This is a genomic window from Pseudanabaena sp. PCC 7367 (assembly GCF_000317065.1).
Classification (GTDB): domain Bacteria; phylum Cyanobacteriota; class Cyanobacteriia; order Pseudanabaenales; family Pseudanabaenaceae; genus Thalassoporum; species Thalassoporum mexicanum.
In genome coordinates, this window is the sequence record NC_019701.1 from 2,585,481 (window position 1) to 2,606,447 (window position 20,967).

General features: G+C 47.5%; 12 protein-coding genes. 6 read left to right on the forward strand and 6 right to left on the reverse strand.

Going from position 1 to position 20,967, the window contains the following annotated elements; genetic code table 11:
* Nucleotides 1–47 precede the first annotated feature (47 nt).
* From PSE7367_RS10280 to PSE7367_RS10295, 4 genes are all read right to left on the reverse strand, one after another.
* Nucleotides 48–947, reverse strand: a complete 900-nt coding sequence (locus PSE7367_RS10280; RefSeq protein ID WP_015165283.1) for an ion channel — start codon at nucleotides 945–947, stop codon at nucleotides 48–50.
* Nucleotides 948–1,015: 68 nt separating this feature from the next.
* Nucleotides 1,016–2,761, reverse strand: a complete 1,746-nt coding sequence (locus PSE7367_RS10285; RefSeq protein ID WP_015165284.1) for a CTP synthase — start codon at nucleotides 2,759–2,761, stop codon at nucleotides 1,016–1,018.
* A 352-nt stretch (nucleotides 2,762–3,113) separates the two neighbouring features.
* Nucleotides 3,114–3,767, reverse strand: coding sequence for a metal-dependent hydrolase (locus tag PSE7367_RS10290; RefSeq protein WP_015165285.1), 654 nt, complete (start codon nucleotides 3,765–3,767; stop codon nucleotides 3,114–3,116).
* A 276-nt stretch (nucleotides 3,768–4,043) separates the two neighbouring features.
* Complete coding sequence (locus tag PSE7367_RS10295) at nucleotides 4,044–5,900, reverse strand: sensor histidine kinase (protein ID WP_015165286.1); 1,857 nt, start codon at nucleotides 5,898–5,900, stop codon at nucleotides 4,044–4,046.
* 372 nt (nucleotides 5,901–6,272) lie between these two features.
* Between PSE7367_RS10295 and PSE7367_RS10300 the strand changes: the two genes are divergently transcribed.
* The 3 genes from PSE7367_RS10300 (at nucleotide 6,273) to PSE7367_RS10310 (ending at nucleotide 8,332) form a co-directional block, all read left to right on the forward strand.
* Nucleotides 6,273–6,680: a hypothetical protein gene (locus PSE7367_RS10300; RefSeq protein WP_015165287.1), complete on the forward strand. Its 408-nt coding sequence runs from the start codon at nucleotides 6,273–6,275 to the stop codon at nucleotides 6,678–6,680.
* Between the two features lie 55 nt (nucleotides 6,681–6,735).
* Nucleotides 6,736–7,758 carry a hypothetical protein gene (locus PSE7367_RS10305; RefSeq protein ID WP_156800375.1) on the forward strand — a complete coding sequence of 341 codons (1,023 nt, stop codon included), beginning with the start codon at nucleotides 6,736–6,738 and terminating at the stop codon, nucleotides 7,756–7,758.
* Nucleotides 7,759–7,831: 73 nt separating this feature from the next.
* Nucleotides 7,832–8,332, forward strand: a complete 501-nt coding sequence (locus PSE7367_RS10310) for a hypothetical protein (protein WP_015165289.1) — start codon at nucleotides 7,832–7,834, stop codon at nucleotides 8,330–8,332.
* A gap of 27 nt (nucleotides 8,333–8,359) precedes the next feature.
* On the opposite strand, the gene PSE7367_RS10315 is transcribed toward PSE7367_RS10310, so the two are convergent.
* Nucleotides 8,360–9,346 carry an NAD-dependent epimerase/dehydratase family protein gene (locus PSE7367_RS10315; protein WP_015165290.1) on the reverse strand — a complete coding sequence of 329 codons (987 nt, stop codon included), beginning with the start codon at nucleotides 9,344–9,346 and terminating at the stop codon, nucleotides 8,360–8,362.
* A 205-nt stretch (nucleotides 9,347–9,551) separates the two neighbouring features.
* The gene (gene hemE / locus PSE7367_RS10320; RefSeq protein WP_015165291.1) at nucleotides 9,552–10,604 is read right to left on the reverse strand and encodes a uroporphyrinogen decarboxylase; all 1,053 of its coding nucleotides are present in this window, start codon (nucleotides 10,602–10,604) and stop codon (nucleotides 9,552–9,554) included.
* Between the two features lie 680 nt (nucleotides 10,605–11,284).
* Between hemE and PSE7367_RS10325 the strand changes: the two genes are divergently transcribed.
* From PSE7367_RS10325 to PSE7367_RS10335, 3 genes are all read left to right on the forward strand, one after another.
* A complete protein-coding gene (locus tag PSE7367_RS10325; RefSeq protein ID WP_015165292.1) occupies nucleotides 11,285–11,674 on the forward strand; it encodes a c-type cytochrome in 390 nt (129 codons plus the stop codon).
* A gap of 90 nt (nucleotides 11,675–11,764) precedes the next feature.
* The gene (locus PSE7367_RS10330; RefSeq protein ID WP_015165293.1) at nucleotides 11,765–13,105 is read left to right on the forward strand and encodes a WD40 repeat domain-containing protein; all 1,341 of its coding nucleotides are present in this window, start codon (nucleotides 11,765–11,767) and stop codon (nucleotides 13,103–13,105) included.
* Nucleotides 13,106–13,489: 384 nt separating this feature from the next.
* On the forward strand, nucleotides 13,490–20,854 hold the full coding sequence (locus tag PSE7367_RS10335) for a LamG domain-containing protein (protein WP_015165294.1): 7,365 nt from the start codon (nucleotides 13,490–13,492) through the stop codon (nucleotides 20,852–20,854).
* Nucleotides 20,855–20,967: the final 113 nt, after the last annotated feature.

The window sequence follows — 20,967 nt, forward strand, 5'->3', positions numbered from 1 at the left end:
TTGATTCGTTACAAGTGGCTTTGAGATGAGTCTCAACTAGTCACTGCTCAAATTGGTTCAACTTGATGAAAATAGCGATAGTCAACCTTACGGCGACCATCGGGCAATCTGGAAACAATATCGACCAGGCGATGGTTCCAGAAAATTTGCTTGAGCCCATAGGAATGGCGAGCATGGATGGTTTGGCCAAAGGTTTCATCCAGGCCAGTTAGGATTACTAATATTTCGGTTTCTTGGGCTTCCAACGCTTGCAAGTCTTTGCCATAGAAAGGGCTAGATTCGGTAATTGGATGCATGGCTGTCCAGGTAAGCGCAAACATGGGGGATTCGCGCCGTACTAACTGCAAGTCATAGAATCTGCGGATCGTTTCACCTTCCAGGGTAACTTCGGTGCGCAGCAAAACTACCCACAACTTTGCTTCGAGAATCTGATTGTAGCGGTGGTTGGCGGCTCTAAACATTAGCGTCGGTGTGCCATTGTGGGGGGTGATCACGGCTACATGGCTGAAGGTAACTCTGGCACTAGGTCGAGCGAACCTGGCAAACATCAATCCGGTTGACATCGCTACCAGTGATAGGCCAGTAACCGATTCGATCGCCACCAGGACATCGGCATACATGGTTTGGGGTGACATGGCACCATAGCCGATCGTGGAGATGGTTTGCACACTGAAGAAAAAGGCATCAAAGAACGAGCCAGGCTCCGCATTAGAGATTCCATCACCGCCCAGTAAATAGAGCAAGGCAAAGAAAGAGTTGATCGCCAGGAAGCTCACAAATACACCAAGCAGAAATAGTGGCCAGGGCATCACCAGCAGTTGATGATAGACATCACTCCAGGGCGATCGCAACATGCCCACGCGCACAATCCGGTTGGCCAGCTTGTTTTTGGTCTTGGTTTGCTTAGGCAACTTGGGACTTCGATGCTTGCCATCGAAACAGGTCATAGCATAATTCCTGCTTAGATTAATGTCTTATGATCATCTGATCATCAGTAGGTAAATATATAAATACATTAGCTGTTCTGAAGTTGCTTTGGTTCTGTCTCAATTTCCATTTCAAGTGGGGCTGTCTTAACGTTTACAGCACTAGTACCATTAGGGCGATCGCGCTCCAACTCTACTGCAGGCAATGGTGCTACAGATTCAGGTACATCAACACCGGCATGATGCAATGCGGCCTGAATTAAGCCTTTAAACAGGGGATGTGGTTGGCTGGGGCGCGATTGAAACTCCGGATGAAACTGGGTAGCGATGAAATAGGGGTGATGGGCATATTCAATCATTTCGACCAGTCTGCCATCGGGAGAAGTGCCACTGATTACATAGCCGGAATCTAGGAATAGGGTGCGGTAGGCATTATTAAATTCATAGCGATGGCGATGCCGCTCATATATAACCGACTCATTGCCATAAAGATTGCTGGCCAGAGTATTTGGCACCACTCGACAGGCATATAACCCCAATCGCATTGTGCCACCAAGATTCACCACGTCATGTTGCTCCGGCAGCAGGTTAATCACCGGGTTAGGCGTATGCGGATCAAACTCGGCACTGTTGGCAGCTTCTAGGTTCACCACATGCCGCCCCCACTCGATCACAGCGCACTGCATGCCCAAGCATAGCCCCAGGAAAGGGATCTTATGTTCACGGGCATAGCGAACCGCAGCGATCTTGCCGTCTACCCCTCTGATCCCAAATCCACCGGGCACAACCACGCCGTCGAGGTCTTTTAAAAACTTTTCGGCACCAAAGGTTTCAATGTCCTCGGAATTAATCCAGCTAATGTTGACAGAGGCAGAAAGCGAAACTCCAGCATGGCGCAGGGCTTCAATCACGGATAAATAGGCATCGGTCAATCGCACATATTTACCCACGATCGCAATGTTAAGCTCATGCTTGGGGCGATAGAGTCGCTCCACCAGGGTTTGCCAATTGCGTAAATCCAATGGCCGCTGCTCCAGATTGAGCGAATTTAAAACTTGCTCGGCAAGTCCCTCTCGTTCCATGATTAGCGGTACTTCATAGATCGTTTTAGCATCCTGGCCAGTAATCACACATTCAGTGGCAACATTACAAAAGGCGGCTAGTTTTTCCTTGATGCCCAGCGGAATTGGCCGATCGCTGCGACAGACTAATATGTCCGGCTGAATCCCGATCGATTGTAAGGATTTAACCGAGTGCTGAGTGGGCTTAGTTTTCATCTCCCCGGCTGAAGCGATCCAGGGGATCAAGGTCACATGCATATACAAAACATGATTCCGACCAACATCCTTGCGGAACTGGCGGATCGCTTCCATAAACGGTAATGATTCAATATCACCAACGGTGCCACCAATCTCGGTAATCACAACTTCAGGGTTGGTATCCTTGGCAACGCGCATGATCCGTTCTTTGATCTCATTGGTGATATGCGGAATCACCTGCACTGTGCCACCTTCATAATCACCACGCCGCTCTTTGTTGATTACGGACTGATAAATTGCACCAGTCGTTACATTATTCAACTTGGACATGGAGGTGTCGGTGAAGCGCTCATAATGCCCCAGATCGAGATCGGTTTCGGCTCCGTCTTCGGTCACAAATACTTCGCCATGCTGAAACGGGCTCATCGTGCCTGGGTCAACATTGATATAGGGATCAAGCTTGAGGATCGAGACGCTATAGCCCCGTGACTTGAGCAATCGCCCTAGGCTGGCCGCCACAATCCCTTTACCAATACTGGAAACCACGCCTCCAGTTACAAATACAAATTTAGACATATCCCCTGCCCCAGCAACGCAACAAAGATTGATTATAGTCGCTATTCGATGGTGTGCCTAGAAACAGATACTTAAATCTCCTGACATTTATGATTACTTGTCTTATTTTCGATCGCTCAATTCAACCCGGTGAGCCTGCTTTGAAAGGATACCTGTAGATCAGCATAGCCATCCTGATATTTGCTATTTGCATAACACCCCTTTTGGTATAGCGCTAGATCAAAGACGATCGAAAAAATCTCAAATAGTCCCCACAGACAAGGGGCGATCAATGGATTTCTGACCGCTCCAACTACTCCTAAGATTGTGACTCTCTGGTTGTCTGTTATATTTAATCTCTATTAGATCTCTTTTACTTTCTATTATTTTTAGTAGAGACAGGCTGAGCTGCTAGTTTCCGCTGCAAACGTTGGACTTTGCGCATTAACCAGGGATAGACCAAAATAGCGATCAAAAATAGATCCAAAATCAGCTCGGCGATCGCAAATTGCCTACCAAAGTAGCGATGATCCCAGTAACTAATTGCACTTTGAAACCGTAGTTGCCAATCGATCGGAAATAGTAACAGTGGCCCATCATCAACATGGGTAAAAATATCCAAAATGGTGTGGATCATACAACTGCTGAAGAACCAAAAGCACCAGCCCCGGCGCGTGTTGACACGGTGACGATCGCGCCAAAAATAGACCAGGCCAAGGGTCAACAACAAAGGTGAATGCAGCAAATTATGGCTGATAATCCAAAAGGGATGCTGGAAAAATAGCTGATCGAACATGTAATTAAAGGTGACCCCAATTTCCCAACCTTGAATCAGGTGATAGTAGACATAGCCACCGATCGAGAGAATATATAGGGCAATATCGGGAGCGATCGAGCCCCACAAGATGGCATTGAGATTAGCGGTGGGCAGGAATTTTTTGCCGATCGTGGCGTTGATTAAAAAATGGGATGGGGTATTCATTGGTGGCGATCGTTGATGGAGCGATTGTGTGGGCAAATAGATCATTAAATTAGTAATTGACCAATTTAAATACTAGCGGTTGCAATTCTGTTGAAATATCTGCTTGGTCGGATTAACACCCAATATAATTTCTATGGTTGACTACTAAAATCCACAGTAGGGGCAAATTTGATATTTTGATCTATGGTTAGTGCCGATCGAATGAAATTAATACCCCGTCAATGCACCGTTAATAGACATTGATAGAGGTTGATAGACTTTTATAGACGCTGATAGACGTTGATACCTAACCCTTTAAATATCTTTTGCAAAATCAAATCATCAATTTTTAGCGCTAACCGCTAGCCGCCATTCCAATTCACAAATAGTACCCTGAGGTGAATTGGCCGATCGCTTAAAGGTACCGCCCAATTTTTTAGCCAAGCGTCGCGCCTGCTTACTGCCGCCCTGCTCTTTAACTACATTACCAGGATGATTAGACTTGAGCCCTGGCCCATTATCAGTCACCCGAATCAGACAAATTCCCTGGTCTTGCTTACAGGTGACTCGCAGCCGAGTCGCTCCCACCGCATGTTTGCCCACATTACAAAGTGCCTCTTCCAGGAAATCACAAATTTCGTGTTTGTCCTCCGCATCCAAATAAAAGTCATCCATTGGGTGAATGTCGGGAATGCGGAGCTTGAGTTGGTTAAAACCAGCAAAATCTCGCTGCATGGTTTTGTGGTAAATCTGATAAAGCAGCTCATGCAGTGGGGCAGAGGCTTGCTTAGCGATCGTGTCGGGGCGGATTGATTCATAGACCTGGCGCAGTTCCCGATCGAGATTATTGAGTTTTTCGGCAATGTCATCGGGCTCTAGTTCCGAGGCAGTGAGCTTACTCTGAATCATCGCCAGGGTTTGCAAAGGGCCATTGTGCAATGCAGAGAAAGCTTCATCGATCGTGCGTTCCCGCTGCTCCAAAAGCTGTTGACTCTTGGCGATCAACGATTGTAATTCCTGCACATAGCGACTGACAAACCCAGCCACCACCCAGGCCATTACGATCGGCGCAACCGGCAGCCACAACCCCAAAATCAACAAGCCATAGCTGATCGCCACAATTCCCATCGCGGCAATGCCAAGGGTTAGGAAGGTAAGCAATGGAGAACGCCAGACCACCGCGATCGCAATCCCCAAGCCACCGATCGCCACAATCAAAAGATATTCCCACAGTTCTGGCAATACCCGTAACTGCGGACGACCATTGAGTACAGCACTGATTACATAACTAGCCGTATGGGCATGAATCATCACCCCATCGATGAACTCATCGGAGATCGCTGGCACTGTGACCACGTCTTCAACACTGGCGGCGGTCATGCCAATTACTACAATTTTGCCTTCAATTAACTGAGCATCAACGTTACCATTGACCACATCAGCCATTGAAAACACCTTGAAACCTGTACCGCTGCGCCAATTCATCAAGACTTGATTAGCGCCCGCATCAGCCCCCACATAACCGCCATCATGGGTTTGAAAACTACTAAACTCCGTATCCTTAAACATAATCGAACCAGGATCGCGGATACCATTGCTAACTTCGATCCCCTCTTCCCATAAATACCATTCCGCCATTTTCACACCCAGGGCAAAGTGATATTGCTCGGTATCATATCTGGGAAATCCGGCCACCAGCACCCGCCGGACATGGCCATCAAAATCCTGAATTACATCCACAAAGCCAATGCGATCTTGTGGCAGACTGGGGGGTGGGTTGACAATTTCACCGGGTAAGATTGCCCTTTCTACACCAATTAGACTTTCTTGATCTCGAAACAGGGCTGCTAACAAATCACCACCGGGTTCAACCTGCAAATCACGAAAGATATCCAGACCGATCGCCCTGGGTTGATAGGATTCTAATCTAGTGATCAATCGGGTTAATTCGGCATCGGGCACCGGATAGCCCACATTGCGAATATCTGTTTCGTCAATCCCAATTACCACCACCCGATCGTCGATGGGTTCGGCTGGCCGCAACCGCATGAAGCGATCGAACAGAAATAATTCTAGCGGTTGCATCGCACCACTGAGCCGCACCAGAATAATTAACCCAATCACCACTACTCCTGGAAAGGCAACTTGCCCCAGGCTACTTAGCTTCCATTTGACTTTTTCGATCAGGGCAGGTTTCACGGCAATCTAAATCTTAAATGTCTGGCTATTAAGATTAATAATGTTTGGCTATCAATCTAACACAGTCCTAATCTCGCTAGGCAAGCTAATCAAGACATGGTTCTATTCTGCATAACGCTTTTTGGCGCTACACCTAGGTGGAATGATTAGGCGAATTAGCAATGCTCCAAACTGCGATCGATCGGGGGGGTGCGATTGCAGATTTTCCATACCTTTTTCTTTTTGGTCAGGATACCGTGAGACTAAAACAGTCGTGATCAGGCTGATACAATACCCTGATCAATACCCCGATCAAAAAAAGCATTAAGCAATTGCTCAAATTTGGATTAAGCTATTTAACTAACCGATCGCCCCCTTGCTAACCAGAGCCCAGTGGATCTACGCATCTTTTTCTTACCATCTTTGCCGATTCATAAACTCAACCAACTGCCCCGATCGCCAGGAATTTATTACATTACTGCGTTCTGGTTGGTTTTTTATGTGGGCAAAGCCACTAATTTGCGGCGGCGTTGGTCAGGTAAAAATCATCAGCGCTATAACCAGTTCAAGATCCTGGCTCCATTTGCCAGGTTGCACTACAAAACCATGCCCAGGCATCGCATCGATGGCTATGAAAAAGCTGAGATCGATCGGCTCCGACTACCCTGGAATCAAAGCCGAGTACCAGATTTCTATGGCTTGGTGGGCTTTTTTATCTGGGTTTGGTTCTGGATTTTCTTTTATTTTGCCCTGATTGCCTTGGCGGCAAGGATCGCATTTTTGTTGCTCTGGCAGCGTTAACCTAAATTCGTCATTAACTAAACTGCTATATTGCCATTAGCAACTACGATCTACAATGCAGCATCATTCTTTAAAACTCAGATTCCGATCGGCAATGGTGGTAGTTCTGGCGGAAATGACCGCGATCGCCTCCCCTGAATTTGCAACTAAAAATATGCATCACCTGGCCGCCCAAATCCCCGCGATCGCCAATGGCAGTAACTTGGCGCAGGTCAGCAAGAATCTGGCCGCGATCGGAGCTACCCCAGCAGAGCAGGAGTTAATTAATACCTGGGTGGTGATTGCGATCGCCCTATATCACCATGAGAATTTGGCAACCTTACCGATCGACCTAGCTGCGGCAAGTGAGCATGATTTTGCTGATCAAAAACCTCTGCCCATATATCTGCCCATATATAAGAGCATGGCTGAGCTAGAAACCTTGGTGTTGGGTTTGGCGATCGCCCTCTGTTGCCGCGATCGGTTTAGTCCCCGTGATTTTATTAGTAATTGTTGTGATTACCTGGGCAAGTATGTTGATTGCCTGGCCGCACAAGGTGCTAGCTTGCAAACTGATCAGTTAGGAATAACAGCGATCGATCGACTCGATCAACTATTTCGTCAGCTCTGGCAAAAGTTGCAACTAGTGCAAAAATTGGTTAATCAAGGCCAAAGTGCTTTGGTGGCGCGATCGCAATTGGGCGCAAATAGTCTTTGCTTTGGCTTATATTGTTTGCTCAGCACTGCCGATCACCCGCAACTAGTCAGGGTGCGATTGGCACAATTTATGGACTCAGCGGATCATATGGAGCCAGGGGATATCGGGGCGATCGGCTCAGATGATCCAATATCTATGCTTTCACCTGATTTAACCACTATGGCGGGCATTAATGTCAGGATTGGCATTGCTGCTCTGGCAGCAGTTTACAATGGTGTGATTTTGGAAAATGAGAGTAGCGATCAACAAATTATGCGATCGGGAATCGAGATGGGCGATCGGCTCTTAGCCTATTGGTCTGGGGTATATGAGCCAGAGTTCAATCAAATAGATTTTTATCCTGCAATTACTGCTGCAGATCTTCTCAGGCGCAGATGCTAATGGCTATCATGTGAGGTAGCAAAGTTTAATAGGTCAATATTGATTTCAGTATCGAATAATAGAGCTTTAAATTATGAATCCAGAAGACAAATTGGCGGCGATCGCTAATTCAGAGTACATTGGCAGGAAAATTTATGATGGCTTCAACCAACGCAAGCTAGAACTGTGGGATGAGGTGATTGCAACTGATGTGGAGATTCGCAGCACCATAGGCACTGCACCAATGTATGGGATAGAGGCTCTTAAAGGCTGGGCAGCAGAATTCCAGGTTGGTTTTCAACCTCGCCTTGATCTAGTTGATGAGATCTACGGCATAAATCGTGCCACGATCGCGGTGAACTTAAACTGGCAACATGTGAAAAAGTTTTTCCATCTCGATCCCACTGGTCGAGCCGGGACATCAATTGAATACTTTATTCTCAAGATTTCTAAAAATAAAGTAACTCACTTTTGGGTTGCTGATCATACCCTGGATCTTGTAATGTACCTGGTGCGCGAAAGGGGTATGTATTATCCCCAAAACTATACACCTGAACCTATTGTCCGTGGTGAGGAACCCAGTTTATTTAGCTAGAGCTAATAGCGGCAAGTAAATTAGTAACTAATCTGCTACCGCTTCCAAATTAGTCAAAATATCGCTGAGACTACCATACTTGGGCATAATCCCAAACGTGCCGGGATTAACCACCTGATAGGTAAAATGACGCTGATCGAGGCAGTAACGATCCCAGGCTGCCATTTTCACATTAAACAGTTTAATAATCAGATTAATCAATGTAGGATTGAGGTTAAATTGCCAGCCAATTTTTTTATTGTAAAAAGTTGCTACTTCCGCGATCGCCTCATTCACCGTTAGTCTGGGCATTCCCAGCACCAACCGGAGTGGCATTTTATGGTCTAGTTCTGCTTCTGCCAATCTAGTTTTAATCTGGTCGAGATCGGTTTTCACCAGATAGGTAATCGTTTGGGCAATGTCGGCCGCATGGACAAGGTGGAAACTAGCATCAGCCCTGAAAAAGCGAATCCAGCCAATATATTTAGCCACTTCCCGGAACCCCCGCGAAATATGGGAACGTGGTTTGTCCTTGTCGCCACCAATTACCAGGGTCGGGAAAACGCTAATAAGTTTTGATTTGATTGCCGATCGCTCCAGATTCCGCAGGCAAGCATATTTAGAGCGAATGTAGTCAGTGCCAAGGGATTCCGCTGCTGGCAGGGTTTGATTATTTTGATCCAGGATGCTAGCAGTCGAGAAATAGATCGCCTTCTCACAGAGATCCGGATTTAAATAGCCAAATAGCTCCTGGGTTTTATAGACATTGGTTTCAAATACCTCGATCGTCTCGCCCCAGGCTGCCGCAGTCGAGATCGCAAAATTAACACTGCCCAGGATATCCCGATATTTATAGATATCCTGAATTTTACCCTCCAAAATTTTTACATTCGGGCGATCGCTAACGTCAATCTTCAGCTTCTGGGGATCACGGAGGAGCAAAAACAGCTCATAGTCAGTTTGACTCAGCAGTGACTCGACCAGGTAATGCCCAACACAGCCACTAGCCCCAGTAATAAATACGCGTTTTACCATGCACTTTTCAAAGATTAATATGGAGCGATCGCCCTGGTTATGTTTATTAATTTAATTGTAATCGGCGCAGCTTAATCAAGTTTAATCACCACGATCGATGCATTAAAGCATAAATCAATTCATAACCAGCATTTAAGTATAAACGTCAAAGGTAGAGATCTAAAATATCCTGAATCAAGCAGTTGATCTTGATTGAATCTTAAAGCTAACCCTGATCCTTAGCATAGGAATAGGATTTCACCGTTTCAAAATAGAAAGCGGCGTTTTCTTCTGGGGTAGTAGAAAGAATGCCATGTCCCAGGTTCATGATGTGGCCACGGGTACCAGCCTGGCGAATCGTTTGATAGATCCGATCGCGGATATAGTCCTGCTTGCCAAACAACACACAGGGGTCAAGATTTCCCTGTACCTTTATACCTGGCCCCAATCGTTGCCGTGCTTCGGCCATATCCACTGTCCAATCGACGCTGATAATATCTACGCCGGTTTTGGGCATCCGATCGAGAATACCAGCACTACCACTGATATAAAGAATTAACGGTGTATCGGGATGGGTAGCCTTAACCTGGTCAACGATCCGCTTCTCATAGGGCAAAGCAAACTCTTCATAGTCCTGTGGGGCTAGTTGGCCAGCCCAGGAATCGAATAGTTGCACCACCTGCGCGCCCATATCAATCTGATAACGCACATACACAGCGATCGCATCGGCCAGCTTACCCAAAAAAGTATGCAGCATTTCTGGCTCAGAATAAGCCATTGCCTTGATCGTTTTGTAGTCCTTGGAGCTTTTGCCCTCGATCGCATAGGCGGCCAATGTCCAGGGTGAGCCCACAAAACCCAATACAGCAGCCTGGTCGGCGACTTCCTGGCGCAGTGTTTTGAGTACCTTGCCCACAAACGGCAGAGCGGTGGTGGGGTCTAGTTCATGCAACGCATCGATTTGTGCCTTGGTGCGGATGGGCGGATCGATGATCGGGCCTTTGCTTTCGACAATATCAAAGTTAATCCCAATCCCTGGTAAGGGGGTGAGAATATCAGAGAACATAATCACACCATCGGGCTTGAACGCATGGAATGGTTGCAAGGAGATTTCGATCGCCAGATCAGGATTTTCTGATCGATCGCGGAAGTTGGGATGTTTCTGGCGCAATTCCCGATAGATTTTCATGTAGCGCCCAGCCTGCCGCATCATCCACACCGGTGGACGCTCGATTACTTCGCCGCGTGCAGCCCTAATTAAAAGATCGTTTCCTCCCAAAAGTAGCCTCCCTTGCTACGTGATTTATGTCGATGCTGTGATGGGCTCCTCGCTAGTCAGGTCAATGCCAAATCCAGTTCTCAAAAAGCCGTGATGTTGATTATATCCTTTTGCGTACACCTAAAAGCCTGGATCTAAATCTTGCCTATTGGCATTGCTATGTTTAAGTCTTTTGCAAGTTAGCTCCTTTATGTGTTCTTAAGGTTCTTAAGCCTATGGTCAGGATTATTGAAGTAGAATTAATGTAAACAGGTACTTATACTTTGTTTAAGTTCTGTTTTAAAATGTTAATGTTTGTGGGTAGGAATTTTGCCCATATTTACAGGGTTCTATGCATTTGGATACTTGGATGTATGTCTGGGTAATTCAATCTGTATAAATCTAAATAAATCTCAGCGATCGCAAATCAACGCAAGTCAATATAGATATATATGATTTATGGCGATCACTAAATCTAGTCGATATCTAGTCGATCTAACCAGCAACTTAAATAGTGATGATTTGATTTATGCGTAATTAGCTCTTTTGCATATATGTCCAAATAGCGGCTCAGAGCGCGACTCTTGGCTCGTTGAATTAGACCTTTGCAAGAACTCTATTAATAAATACCCTGACATCTGAGCAATGCAAGCTTGGATTAAGCATTAACTGTCCGTAGTTTAGGTTTTAGATAGGTTGCTGTGAGTGATGAAGTATTAAATACAATTCCTGAGGGGCAGGAAGAATCACCCTCGCCGATCGCATGGATGGCGATTGTGGCGGTGATCGTGGCGATCGTGGCGGTGATTGCTTTGCTTGTTTATCCACAAGCCGATGACTATACCAAAGAGGTTTTGCAACTTACCGGAGATCCAGCCAAGGGGCGATCGATTTTTGTGATGAACTGCATTGCCTGCCACGGAGAATGGGCAGATGGTGATGTGGGGCCAAGTTTGCGCAATGTTTCGGAGCGACTTTCCAGCCGACGCTTAATTCATCAAGTGGTGAGTGGGGAAACACCGCCGATGCCGCAATTTCAACCAGATCCGGAAGCGATGGCCGATTTGCTGAGCTATCTCAAGAAGTTGTAGGTATAAATAAAATAAATAGGTATAAATAATAAGTATCAATAAATAGATAGATATAGCCAAATAGATGCGATCGCTTTAATTTAAATCCCTATGGCGGCAAGCTTGAATCAACCCAATGAATTTGATGCTGCCCTAGGCAAGTCAGATGGGCTTAGCCAGGTTGAGTTTGATGCTCCGGTTTTAGGTGGGTTGGCGGGACTACGGCAACAGATTTTTAATCCCCATTTAGCGATCGCCACCAGAGTTGAAGCGCTTTCTAAGGCAATGGCCTATGGTGAGGCTGGTTTGGATTTGGTGGTAGAAATACTCGGCGATCGGCGGGTAGCTTTCTCTAATCAGCAGGACAATCAATATCCTCAATCTATCCACCAAGAGCTTAGCCATGGTGAATCACTGCGCCGCGCTACCTATGACCTGCTCAAACCTAGATCTGAAGCCAAGATCCGCCAGCTAATCCTGGCCTATAATCCCTATCGCTTTTTTAATTGCAGCCAGGTTCTTGCTCCGGCTGAGAGTTTGGAGCAGGGGCAGCGATCGCCGATAATTGCAGTAATTTTTGCTGCCAATCAACCACAACTGATCACCGGTAGTAATAATGGTTGGCTGCGGATTTGGGATCACCACTCATTTCAACCATTGCAATCTCCGTGCTGTATTAGATCCTGGCGATCTGATCATGCTAAATTAACCGCGATCGCCTTTGACCAAAATGAGCAATTTGCTAATCACCTGGTGGCCACAGGAACCGACCAAGGCTCGATTCGGGTTGGGCATTTAGATCGCGGTAACGAGATCGTCTGTCTAATTGGACACCGCGATCGGATTGCGGCGCTTGCTTTTGCGAGAAATTATTTAATTAGCAGCAGTCGAGATGGACTGGCTTTGGTGTGGGATTGGCGATCGCAGCAGGTTGTTTATGAACTAACTGGGCATGGTTATCCAGTGGCAGCGGTGGCAACGGGGATTAAGGGCAACCTGGCAGCAACGGGTAGCCGAGATGCAGTGAAAGTGTGGGATCTAAGAACTGGGCAAATTGTGCGGAGCCTGGGTGGCAATTATCCGATCGCGGCGTTGACCTTTAGCCCGGATGAGAATTTTTTGATTGTGGCGGGCAAGGATAAAACGATCAAGGTGTGGGATATCTGGCGCAAGCAGCTCGTTCGCACCCTGAAGGGGCACAATTCAACGGTGGATTGTTTAGCGATCAGCAAAGATGGTTTGATTCTGGTGAGTGCGGGGCGCGATCGCACGATCAAAATTTGGGATTGGCGATCGGGGCGGTTGCTGCGTAATCTGGGGGATGATTTGCTGGAGCAGAATCGGCATGGGGCTGATATTGAGGCGGTGGCGATTAGTAATGATGGTGGCGCGATCGCTAGTGCGAGCCGGGATGGGACGGTGCGATTGTGGGGAATGCCAGGACTTGTTTAAATGCCAAATAAACATTGGGTATTCTCGATCGCCCAAAACCTATACTCAATAAACCACTATGCATGGATCAGCTCACGAGATCGTTTTTGGATCTCTCCTTTGAGTACCTGGTAGCGGTGTAGCGGTATTTTGTCACCCCAACTATATGCACTGTTAATCTTGTTATTTATAGTATGGCTGTTGGTTTAATTCTCTACCATTTATTTTTTGGTTATAGCTTATCTGATATACAGACTGTTACCAAAAATCTTGCACTGAAAGTACATGGTTTTGATTAGCGTGCTGGGACAATAAATTGTAAACAACAATTAAACTTAAAAATCTTACTTATACCATCGTGGTAGTTTTTTTTTATATGTGAAACATTGCTAAAGAGTTAAAACTATGCAACCACAATGGGCTAATTATATTCGTACCTACTCCGATCGAAACTATCAGCATACGGCACTGGTAAGCCATACAGGAGTGTTAATTGCCTTCGCCATTGGGGACGATCGCCGCATTTATTACAACGTCCTCGACCAGCAGAACAACCCCGAATCGATCGATGTAAACAACTGGCTAGACACCCCCCAGGAATTAATTTTTCCGCGCGAGATTGCCCAGGTCGGGTTTGCGATCGTAGCCAATAAAGGTTTACCAATGGTGCGCAGTGATGGAGAACCTGCCACCAGTCCCGCCGATGCCGATTGGTTCCATTCCTCCACGGCACGCCTAACCGAAATTGCTCCCTTTCAGGTGTTCAGTGACAATCAGTATGTTTATCTGTTTCGCCAGGCGATCGCTGCTGGTGATCCGAATATGATCACGGTGAATGATGTAGATGGTGAGCCCCAGCCGATTGTCGATCGCACCTTACTAGTCGATCGGTTTATTCTGGCGGGTACGATGCTGAAAACCGTGCGTGAAGTGCGTTATCGGCGCAGTCGCCACAAAGTTTTACCCGCTGGCCCCCGCGATAGTGTTGGGGCGGTGGATATGAACAATATGCCTTTTTATGAACCAACCCAAGAGTTGGATTTTGTGCGTAACATTGGCCTGGGAAGATTTAGCGTGATTCAAGTGCCCAGTGGCATTCCCGATGTGAATCGCTGGCAAATTTTTGTACATAATCATCTCACCGAACGGATTGATTCCTATAATATTGAGCGATCGGCGGATGGTTTATTCAATACCCAGGGCAGTGAAAGCCCCGCTGCATTTGAACGAATGGGTCATGCGGAAACAGCGCTGCGACTGGAATCTGGTGCCTATGTGACTGGACAGGCGCAGGTAATCAATCGCCCTAGTTTTAATATTTCCGTTTGGATTAAACCGGAAAGCACCGGCACCATTTATGCAGAAGGCATTCCCGCTGCCAGCACTGATATATTGCAACTCAATATTATTGATACGAACCTAGATATTGACGGCCAATCGCTGGCAGGATATGGGTTGGAAGTAGTTAGTTATCACCAAGCTACCAACAATACTGCCACTGTTCGCTCTGCTGCCAATGTGATCGAGATGGGGGAATGGAATTTTATTAGTCTTTCTTTCCTGCCCATGCTGGGTTCCCAGACTCCACCGGAAAACTCTGGTGTTGTAGTGATGATGGTGGGCAATGTGGTGGTGAATGATGGTGAAGCGGAATCTAGCTATCTATTATTCCCTACCCATGATGGCGCGAATCTGGTTGCCACGCTGGGAATTAATGCTGCAGCAATCCAGGGTGGTACTCAATCGGCTACACCGATCACCGCTACGATCGACGAACTGTCCATTTGGGATCGGGCGCGATCGGAAACCGAGCTACAGCAAAAACAGAGTATTCGCCTGGTGGGGAATGAATTTGGCCTGCTCACCTATTGGCAATTTGACGAGGGCAGCGGTGATACTATTTATGACCAAACCGATACGCTTAACAGTGGTACGCTCAATGCTACCAGCGGTGGCACTTGGCTCCAATCCGACGCTCCAGTAGGTGATAATCCCAATTTGCGCCGTACTAGTTTTGGCTTTGGCGATCGGAATGTGGCTGGGAAAGGCATTGCCGCGATGCTTTATTACCAGCAGGAAATGTTTAGCCCAGGTGACAATCGCCCCGCCGAACCGACCAAGCAAAGCGCGCGAGTAATGTTGGCTGCAACTACTACTGTCACTGGAGAAGACAATGAACCAAAAATCGCCGTGCTGGATTTTGGGGTCGATCGGCGCGGTCGCCTCAGTCAGGTGCCCGATCGGATTAATCTGCCATTGATTGAAACCGGTGATAACGATCCCAATGCTCTGATCGCCGAAGCGATTCAACTGGAACAAACCGATATTCCCACCACCCAGGCTCAGATTGAATTTTTACAACAGGAGATCGCCCGTAATGAATCCCTGCTGGCCACATACGCGGCACAGATTACTGAGAGTCAAGCCCAACTGGTACAACTGCAAAATCAGCAAATTGGCAGTGGCGTAACTCTCTATCAGAACAGGCACTATATCGGTCTATCGGCACGACTGAGCTTAAATTATGCTGATAACCTGCCCAGTATAGTTAATGGCGATAATGATTCGATCCAGGTCGATTCTGGGATCACCGCCCATCTCTATACCGGTGCAAACTTTACTGGTTCAGTGATTACCCATAACGAATCACGTACAGTGCTGGGGGGGACTTATTTCTCTCTCAATGCTCGTAGTGCCAGAATTGTGGTCAATCCGGCGCGGCAACAGCAAATTGATTTTCATACCAATCGCATTACCAGTAATAATGCCCTGATCGATGAAATCAACAATGTAATTCTGCCTGATCTGCAGGCTCAACTAGCGGCAGCGATCGATCTGCTGGCCAGTCAGCAAGCCCGTTTAGCCGACATTCGCAATTTCTTACAAGGCCAATTGTCATTGCCAATGGGGTTGATTCATATCGATCCCAATGGATTTAATGTGGTCGGTGGCCTGCTGGACTTTGCGATCACCGATGATGCGCCGGAGCTGTTTGAAAGTGGCAGCGGCATGTTGCGGATTTACTATCGCGGCCTTGACGATCGCTTCCAAGCGATCACCTACAACACCAATGTATCCCGTGCCAGTGTGATTCTATCTGGTGTGGTGCAAATGCAGGAACGTGCCCCTGGTCTGGGTCGGAGTGAGGCTAAGGTAACCCTGGCGGATGATCCAAATCCGGATGGCACCTTGGTTACAATTACTGACGACAGCAATCCCAGTATCTGCCAAGTAACGCTCACGAATCGGATTTTGAACATTACTGAAACCTGGCAGCGTGTTCCCCGCGATCCGGCTGGGTTTGCCCAGGTAATTAGTGGAGCTGCCCGCGAGATCGTTTATCTGGGGCGATTGGCGGCTGATTTGCAGGGCAATGTCAACAGCCTCACCCTTACTGATCCGGCTCCTACTAGCTATCAAATTGGTGCCAGCATTGTGATTGGTTCCGGTCAGGCTAATTTACGCACCGCGATCGCAGTGGGCGATACCACGATCGAGATTGAACCGATTGATCTGGTGGACACAATTCGCGCTGGCACTACTGTAAGTATTTTGGTCTACACCTACGATCGCTACAGTGCTTTTGCCAATACGGGCAGCATGATGCAAAGCCCCTATGATCTTAAATATGGTTCGATGTTGGTGGAATTGCTCTACACCGAAACTGGCAACATTGAAAACGTTAGCAATATGCCGCTCACAGGTGAATCACGCCCCAATGCCTGGATTACCGACTCACCGGGGAATGCGCTGGAAATCCTTAGTGGCCACCTGGAGGGCGATCCCAGTCGCATGATCATTGAGGGCGATCGCTCGATCGAAACTTGGATCTATCCAGAACGGATCGTCGCTGGGGATATTGCTTATCTGGTAAGTCAACATACACCTGAGCCGATAAATGAAGCTGACCCGCCTGCTTCCAGTTATGGCATGGCGATCGAAGGCAAACCATTCCTTTCGGCGTTACAACTGAATGGCACCAATACCAGAGTTGATTTGGCTGGGATTAATCTGGCCAATCGCTCCTTTACGATCGAGATATATGTCAAACGCAACGCAGTGGGCGGTCAACTTGACTTCATCTTTAGCCAGGGCAGTACACCAACTGCGGCTAATCAGTCTTTGCACATTGGGTTTCTGGCCAATAATATTTTACGATACTCCTTCTGGGGTGTCCCCAGTGACATGGACACTACTCAAGCGCAAACCGATACCAATTGGCATCACTGGACGTTTACCTATGATGTGAATACCAACGATCGCAAAATCTATCGGGATGGCATCGAGCAGGAAGCAATTCGCGCCGTCGCCCCTGCCCCCTATAACCACAGCGGCACCGATTTGCACCTGGGCTATTATTATCAGGGGAATGACTATGGTCGGATCAGTGTTGATGAAGTGCGGATTTGGGATCATGTCAGAGATGAATTTGAAATCAATCGCACCATAGCCCAACGCCTAAAAGGGGATGAAGCTGGACTGATGGCCTACTATCACTTTGACAATAGTGATGCCAGCAATCGCCTCATTGATCTAGCTAATGATCCTACCCTGGATGGCGAAATCATTGGTAGTCCTACCCTGGTTGACTCACCGATCGCTGGTTATGTATTGCTGGCGGCGGTCAGGGAAAAATATCTCACCACGGTTAATCCGATGAATATTAACCGATGGAAGCATCTGGCTGCGATCTATAACGAAGCCTATGCGCTGCGATTTGATGGTAATAATGACTATCTCGATTGTGGTGGTCTGGCGAACCTGGCTAGTGAAGGCGACTTTACGATCGAGTTTATCTATCTCCATCGACCCAATGAGAGATATGTCCCGATCCTGCAAAAAGGCCGGGTTGGTAGAAATACACCGGAACTCACCTGTTGGATCTGTCTACGGCGAACTAATGCCACCTTTGTAATTTATTTCGGCTATGAGGATAGCGATGGTAACCTCCATGTGGCTTCGTCTAATTCGCTTGGTATAGCCGCCTTCTCCAATCAACGCATTACTATTACTGGTAAGCAGGAGGAGGATAATTACACCGTGCGCATGTATCGTCACGGCAGTTCGATCGGCGTTAACAACAATCAAGCGAGTGGTGGTGCACCAGTTACTAATGGTCAAACATTAGAAGTCGGCAGAGTCTATGGTACCCCCAGTGGCTCCAGTATTTCTGGTGATGAATTGCGCTATCTGGAATCAACCCTAAGCAGTCTCCGGTTCTGGAATCGCGCCCGTACCGATGCTGAAATCCGCGATAATAGCAACCTGGGCGAAGAGCTGATCGCCAACTGGGGTTTTGAGGAAGGAACGGGTAATATTACCACTGATACAGTGCGACAACAGGATGCCCGAATTGTGGGAGCCATCTGGGTGCCGGATATTGTGCCAGAGAATACCAGACTGGAGCTTTATGTTAACGGGATGCCGATCGTGACCCAGACAAGGGAGGCGATCGCCCTGCCAGAGAATCAATTCAACCTGGGTCGAGATTTCCGAGGCGAGATTGACGAAGTGCGAATTTGGCAGGAAGTACGCAGCCAGGAACAACTACTGGACAATTTGTTTAGCCATCTCAAGGGTGAGCGTCGTCAACTGCTTGCCTACTATGAATTTGAGAGCGATCCAGTCTCTCAAGGCAATGTCACCACCGTCAACGATGGTAGTTTACGCGGTAATCAACTCACCACCACTACAGATGCCGAAATTCGCCATGTGTTCTCCTCTGCACCCATCTCTGATGATGCAATCCTGGTGCGTAATGCCCTTGGTAGTGTACCCAATGAATTCCAGGAAACAGTCGATCGCCGCCCTGCGATCGCTGAATATGCCGACCTGCAAACCTCGCAAACTGGTGTTGTCTCTGGCATTCATAAACGCTGCTATAGCTTTGTGCAAAACTCCGAATGGCATCTATTCACTGGCTATAAGGTGGGCTCACTCATTACGGAATGGATTAGCCAGGTACAATTCGATCCACAAATTATTGGTTATATTGAAGGCGCACCACCCACCCCATCGGAAAACCTCACCGCTGGCATTATCAACGACGCAGTACGCGACTATGTGAATACTACTTCTCTGGAATTTGTCGAATCCGACAATGTTTCCTACACCATCTCCACTTCCAAAAATAGTGGCTTTAATTCTTCCTTTGAAGCTAGCTTATCTGCCAGCATTGGTTTAAAGAAGCAAGCAGTCACCGCTCCGTTGGGGGTCGGGGTTGCCACCGACGTTGTTTCATCTGGAATTAGCGGTTCAGTGGGTACAAAACTAGATACAAACTTGAACTGGTCTAGCAGTGAGCAGCAGGGTTCGGGTATTAACGTGAGCCGCAATGCCTCGGTTTCGTTGGGTGGTAATTGGGGCACTACCGATATTGATTTACGCCTGAATAAAGAACTGCCGCGTCGTTATCTGACTGCCAATGTGGGCTTTGCGATCGTGGAATCGGAAACCGCTGATCTGTTTGCAATCAGGATGGCACACAATCGCGCTCTGGTGGCATTTCGGATTCTGCCCAATCCTGATATTCCTAAAGACACCAATATTATCTCCTTCCCGATCAATTCCCGCTATACCAAGCAGGGCACCCTGGATGGGGCAGTGGGCTACGATCAAAACGGCAAAGTGCTCGATCCGGATTATCCTGAAGCCGCTAATTATGGTGAATATAGCTACTTTAAACCCCGTGAAGCCTATGCTCTGCGCCGCCAAATTCAGAATGAAGAAGTGCAATTGCGTACTTTCTACCAGGATTTCAGCACTACCCCACCAGGATCAACTGGCATTTTATCGGGTGGGTTGACGGGTGCTGCTTTAGGTTTGGCTGCTTCCGGTGGTGGTGTCGCTGCACCATTTGTGGCAGCAGCGGGGATCGCCGCAGGGGGCTTGATTGATGCCCTGGCTAGCGATAACGATCTACCCGATCGCTATGCCAATCGCAATATTGTTAACACCTACGTTTGGACTGCTGATGGTGGACTCTATTCTGAATCCACCCAAACCGCTGATAGCCAGCAAGAGAGTCATAGTGGCAGTTATAATTTTCAGGGTAATTTGAACTTTGGCTTCTCTACCTCTGGTGGACTGATCGCAGGAGTAGATTTTGATACTAAAGCAACCTTTGGTGGTAGTTTGAATCTGACCAAGGGGCGCACGGAAGATGCGAGCCAATCCTTTAGCATTAATGTGGTGAATAATACCCCTGGCGATCTGCAACGATTTACGCTCCAACCGGATGGGGCGCTTGCCCGCGATCGCAATAACTTACCGATCCGGGAATACGATGTGAATGGGGTGCCGATTAATCATCCTGGTAAAGTCGATGCCTATCGCTTCTTTACCTTCTACCTCACACCCGATACCAACAACTACGATACTTTCTTTAATACCGTAGTTGATCCCATCTGGTTAGAGCAGAATAATTCTGCCAATGCCCAGGCGTTGCGACAGGCTCAACAAACGGAAAGTGGCCCGGCCTGCTGGCGCATCTTCCATCGGGTTACCTTTATTAGTCGGATTCTGCCAGAGTTCCCCGATCCCACTGCCCCACCGCTCGATCGCGCAGTTCAGGGCACTGACATGAGCAGCAGTTATGAATTGATTCGCCTGGTTGAGCCTTTTGTGCAGAATGCCACTGGTTCGACGGCTGAGTTTGATGCGGCGATCAGAAATGCTTTGCGCCGCTATCTACCAGAGTTATCGAGCAGCCTGACCCAGGAAGTAGTAATAGCGCTGGCGGAGTATTTTGGCGTGGAAGGCTTAATTTAAACCTAGCCACCCCACTCAAATATAAAGCTGAAAAACGGGGTCATGGCAGATTAACCAGACCCCGATCGATTTTTTTTTAGACTCTACTCTGAAAACTCTGAAAACTCTGGAAA

Coding starts and splice junctions, on each gene's coding strand:
- PSE7367_RS10280 (WP_015165283.1), bottom strand. CDS start 947: ATGACCTGTTTCGATGGCAAGCATCGAAGTCCCAAGTTGCCTAAGCAA.
- PSE7367_RS10285 (WP_015165284.1), bottom strand. CDS start 2,761: ATGTCTAAATTTGTATTTGTAACTGGAGGCGTGGTTTCCAGTATTGGT.
- PSE7367_RS10290 (WP_015165285.1), bottom strand. CDS start 3,767: ATGATCTATTTGCCCACACAATCGCTCCATCAACGATCGCCACCAATG.
- PSE7367_RS10305 (WP_156800375.1), top strand. CDS start 6,736: ATGCAGCATCATTCTTTAAAACTCAGATTCCGATCGGCAATGGTGGTA.
- PSE7367_RS10310 (WP_015165289.1), top strand. CDS start 7,832: ATGAATCCAGAAGACAAATTGGCGGCGATCGCTAATTCAGAGTACATT.
- PSE7367_RS10315 (WP_015165290.1), bottom strand. CDS start 9,346: ATGGTAAAACGCGTATTTATTACTGGGGCTAGTGGCTGTGTTGGGCAT.
- PSE7367_RS10330 (WP_015165293.1), top strand. CDS start 11,765: ATGGCGGCAAGCTTGAATCAACCCAATGAATTTGATGCTGCCCTAGGC.
- PSE7367_RS10335 (WP_015165294.1), top strand. CDS start 13,490: ATGCAACCACAATGGGCTAATTATATTCGTACCTACTCCGATCGAAAC.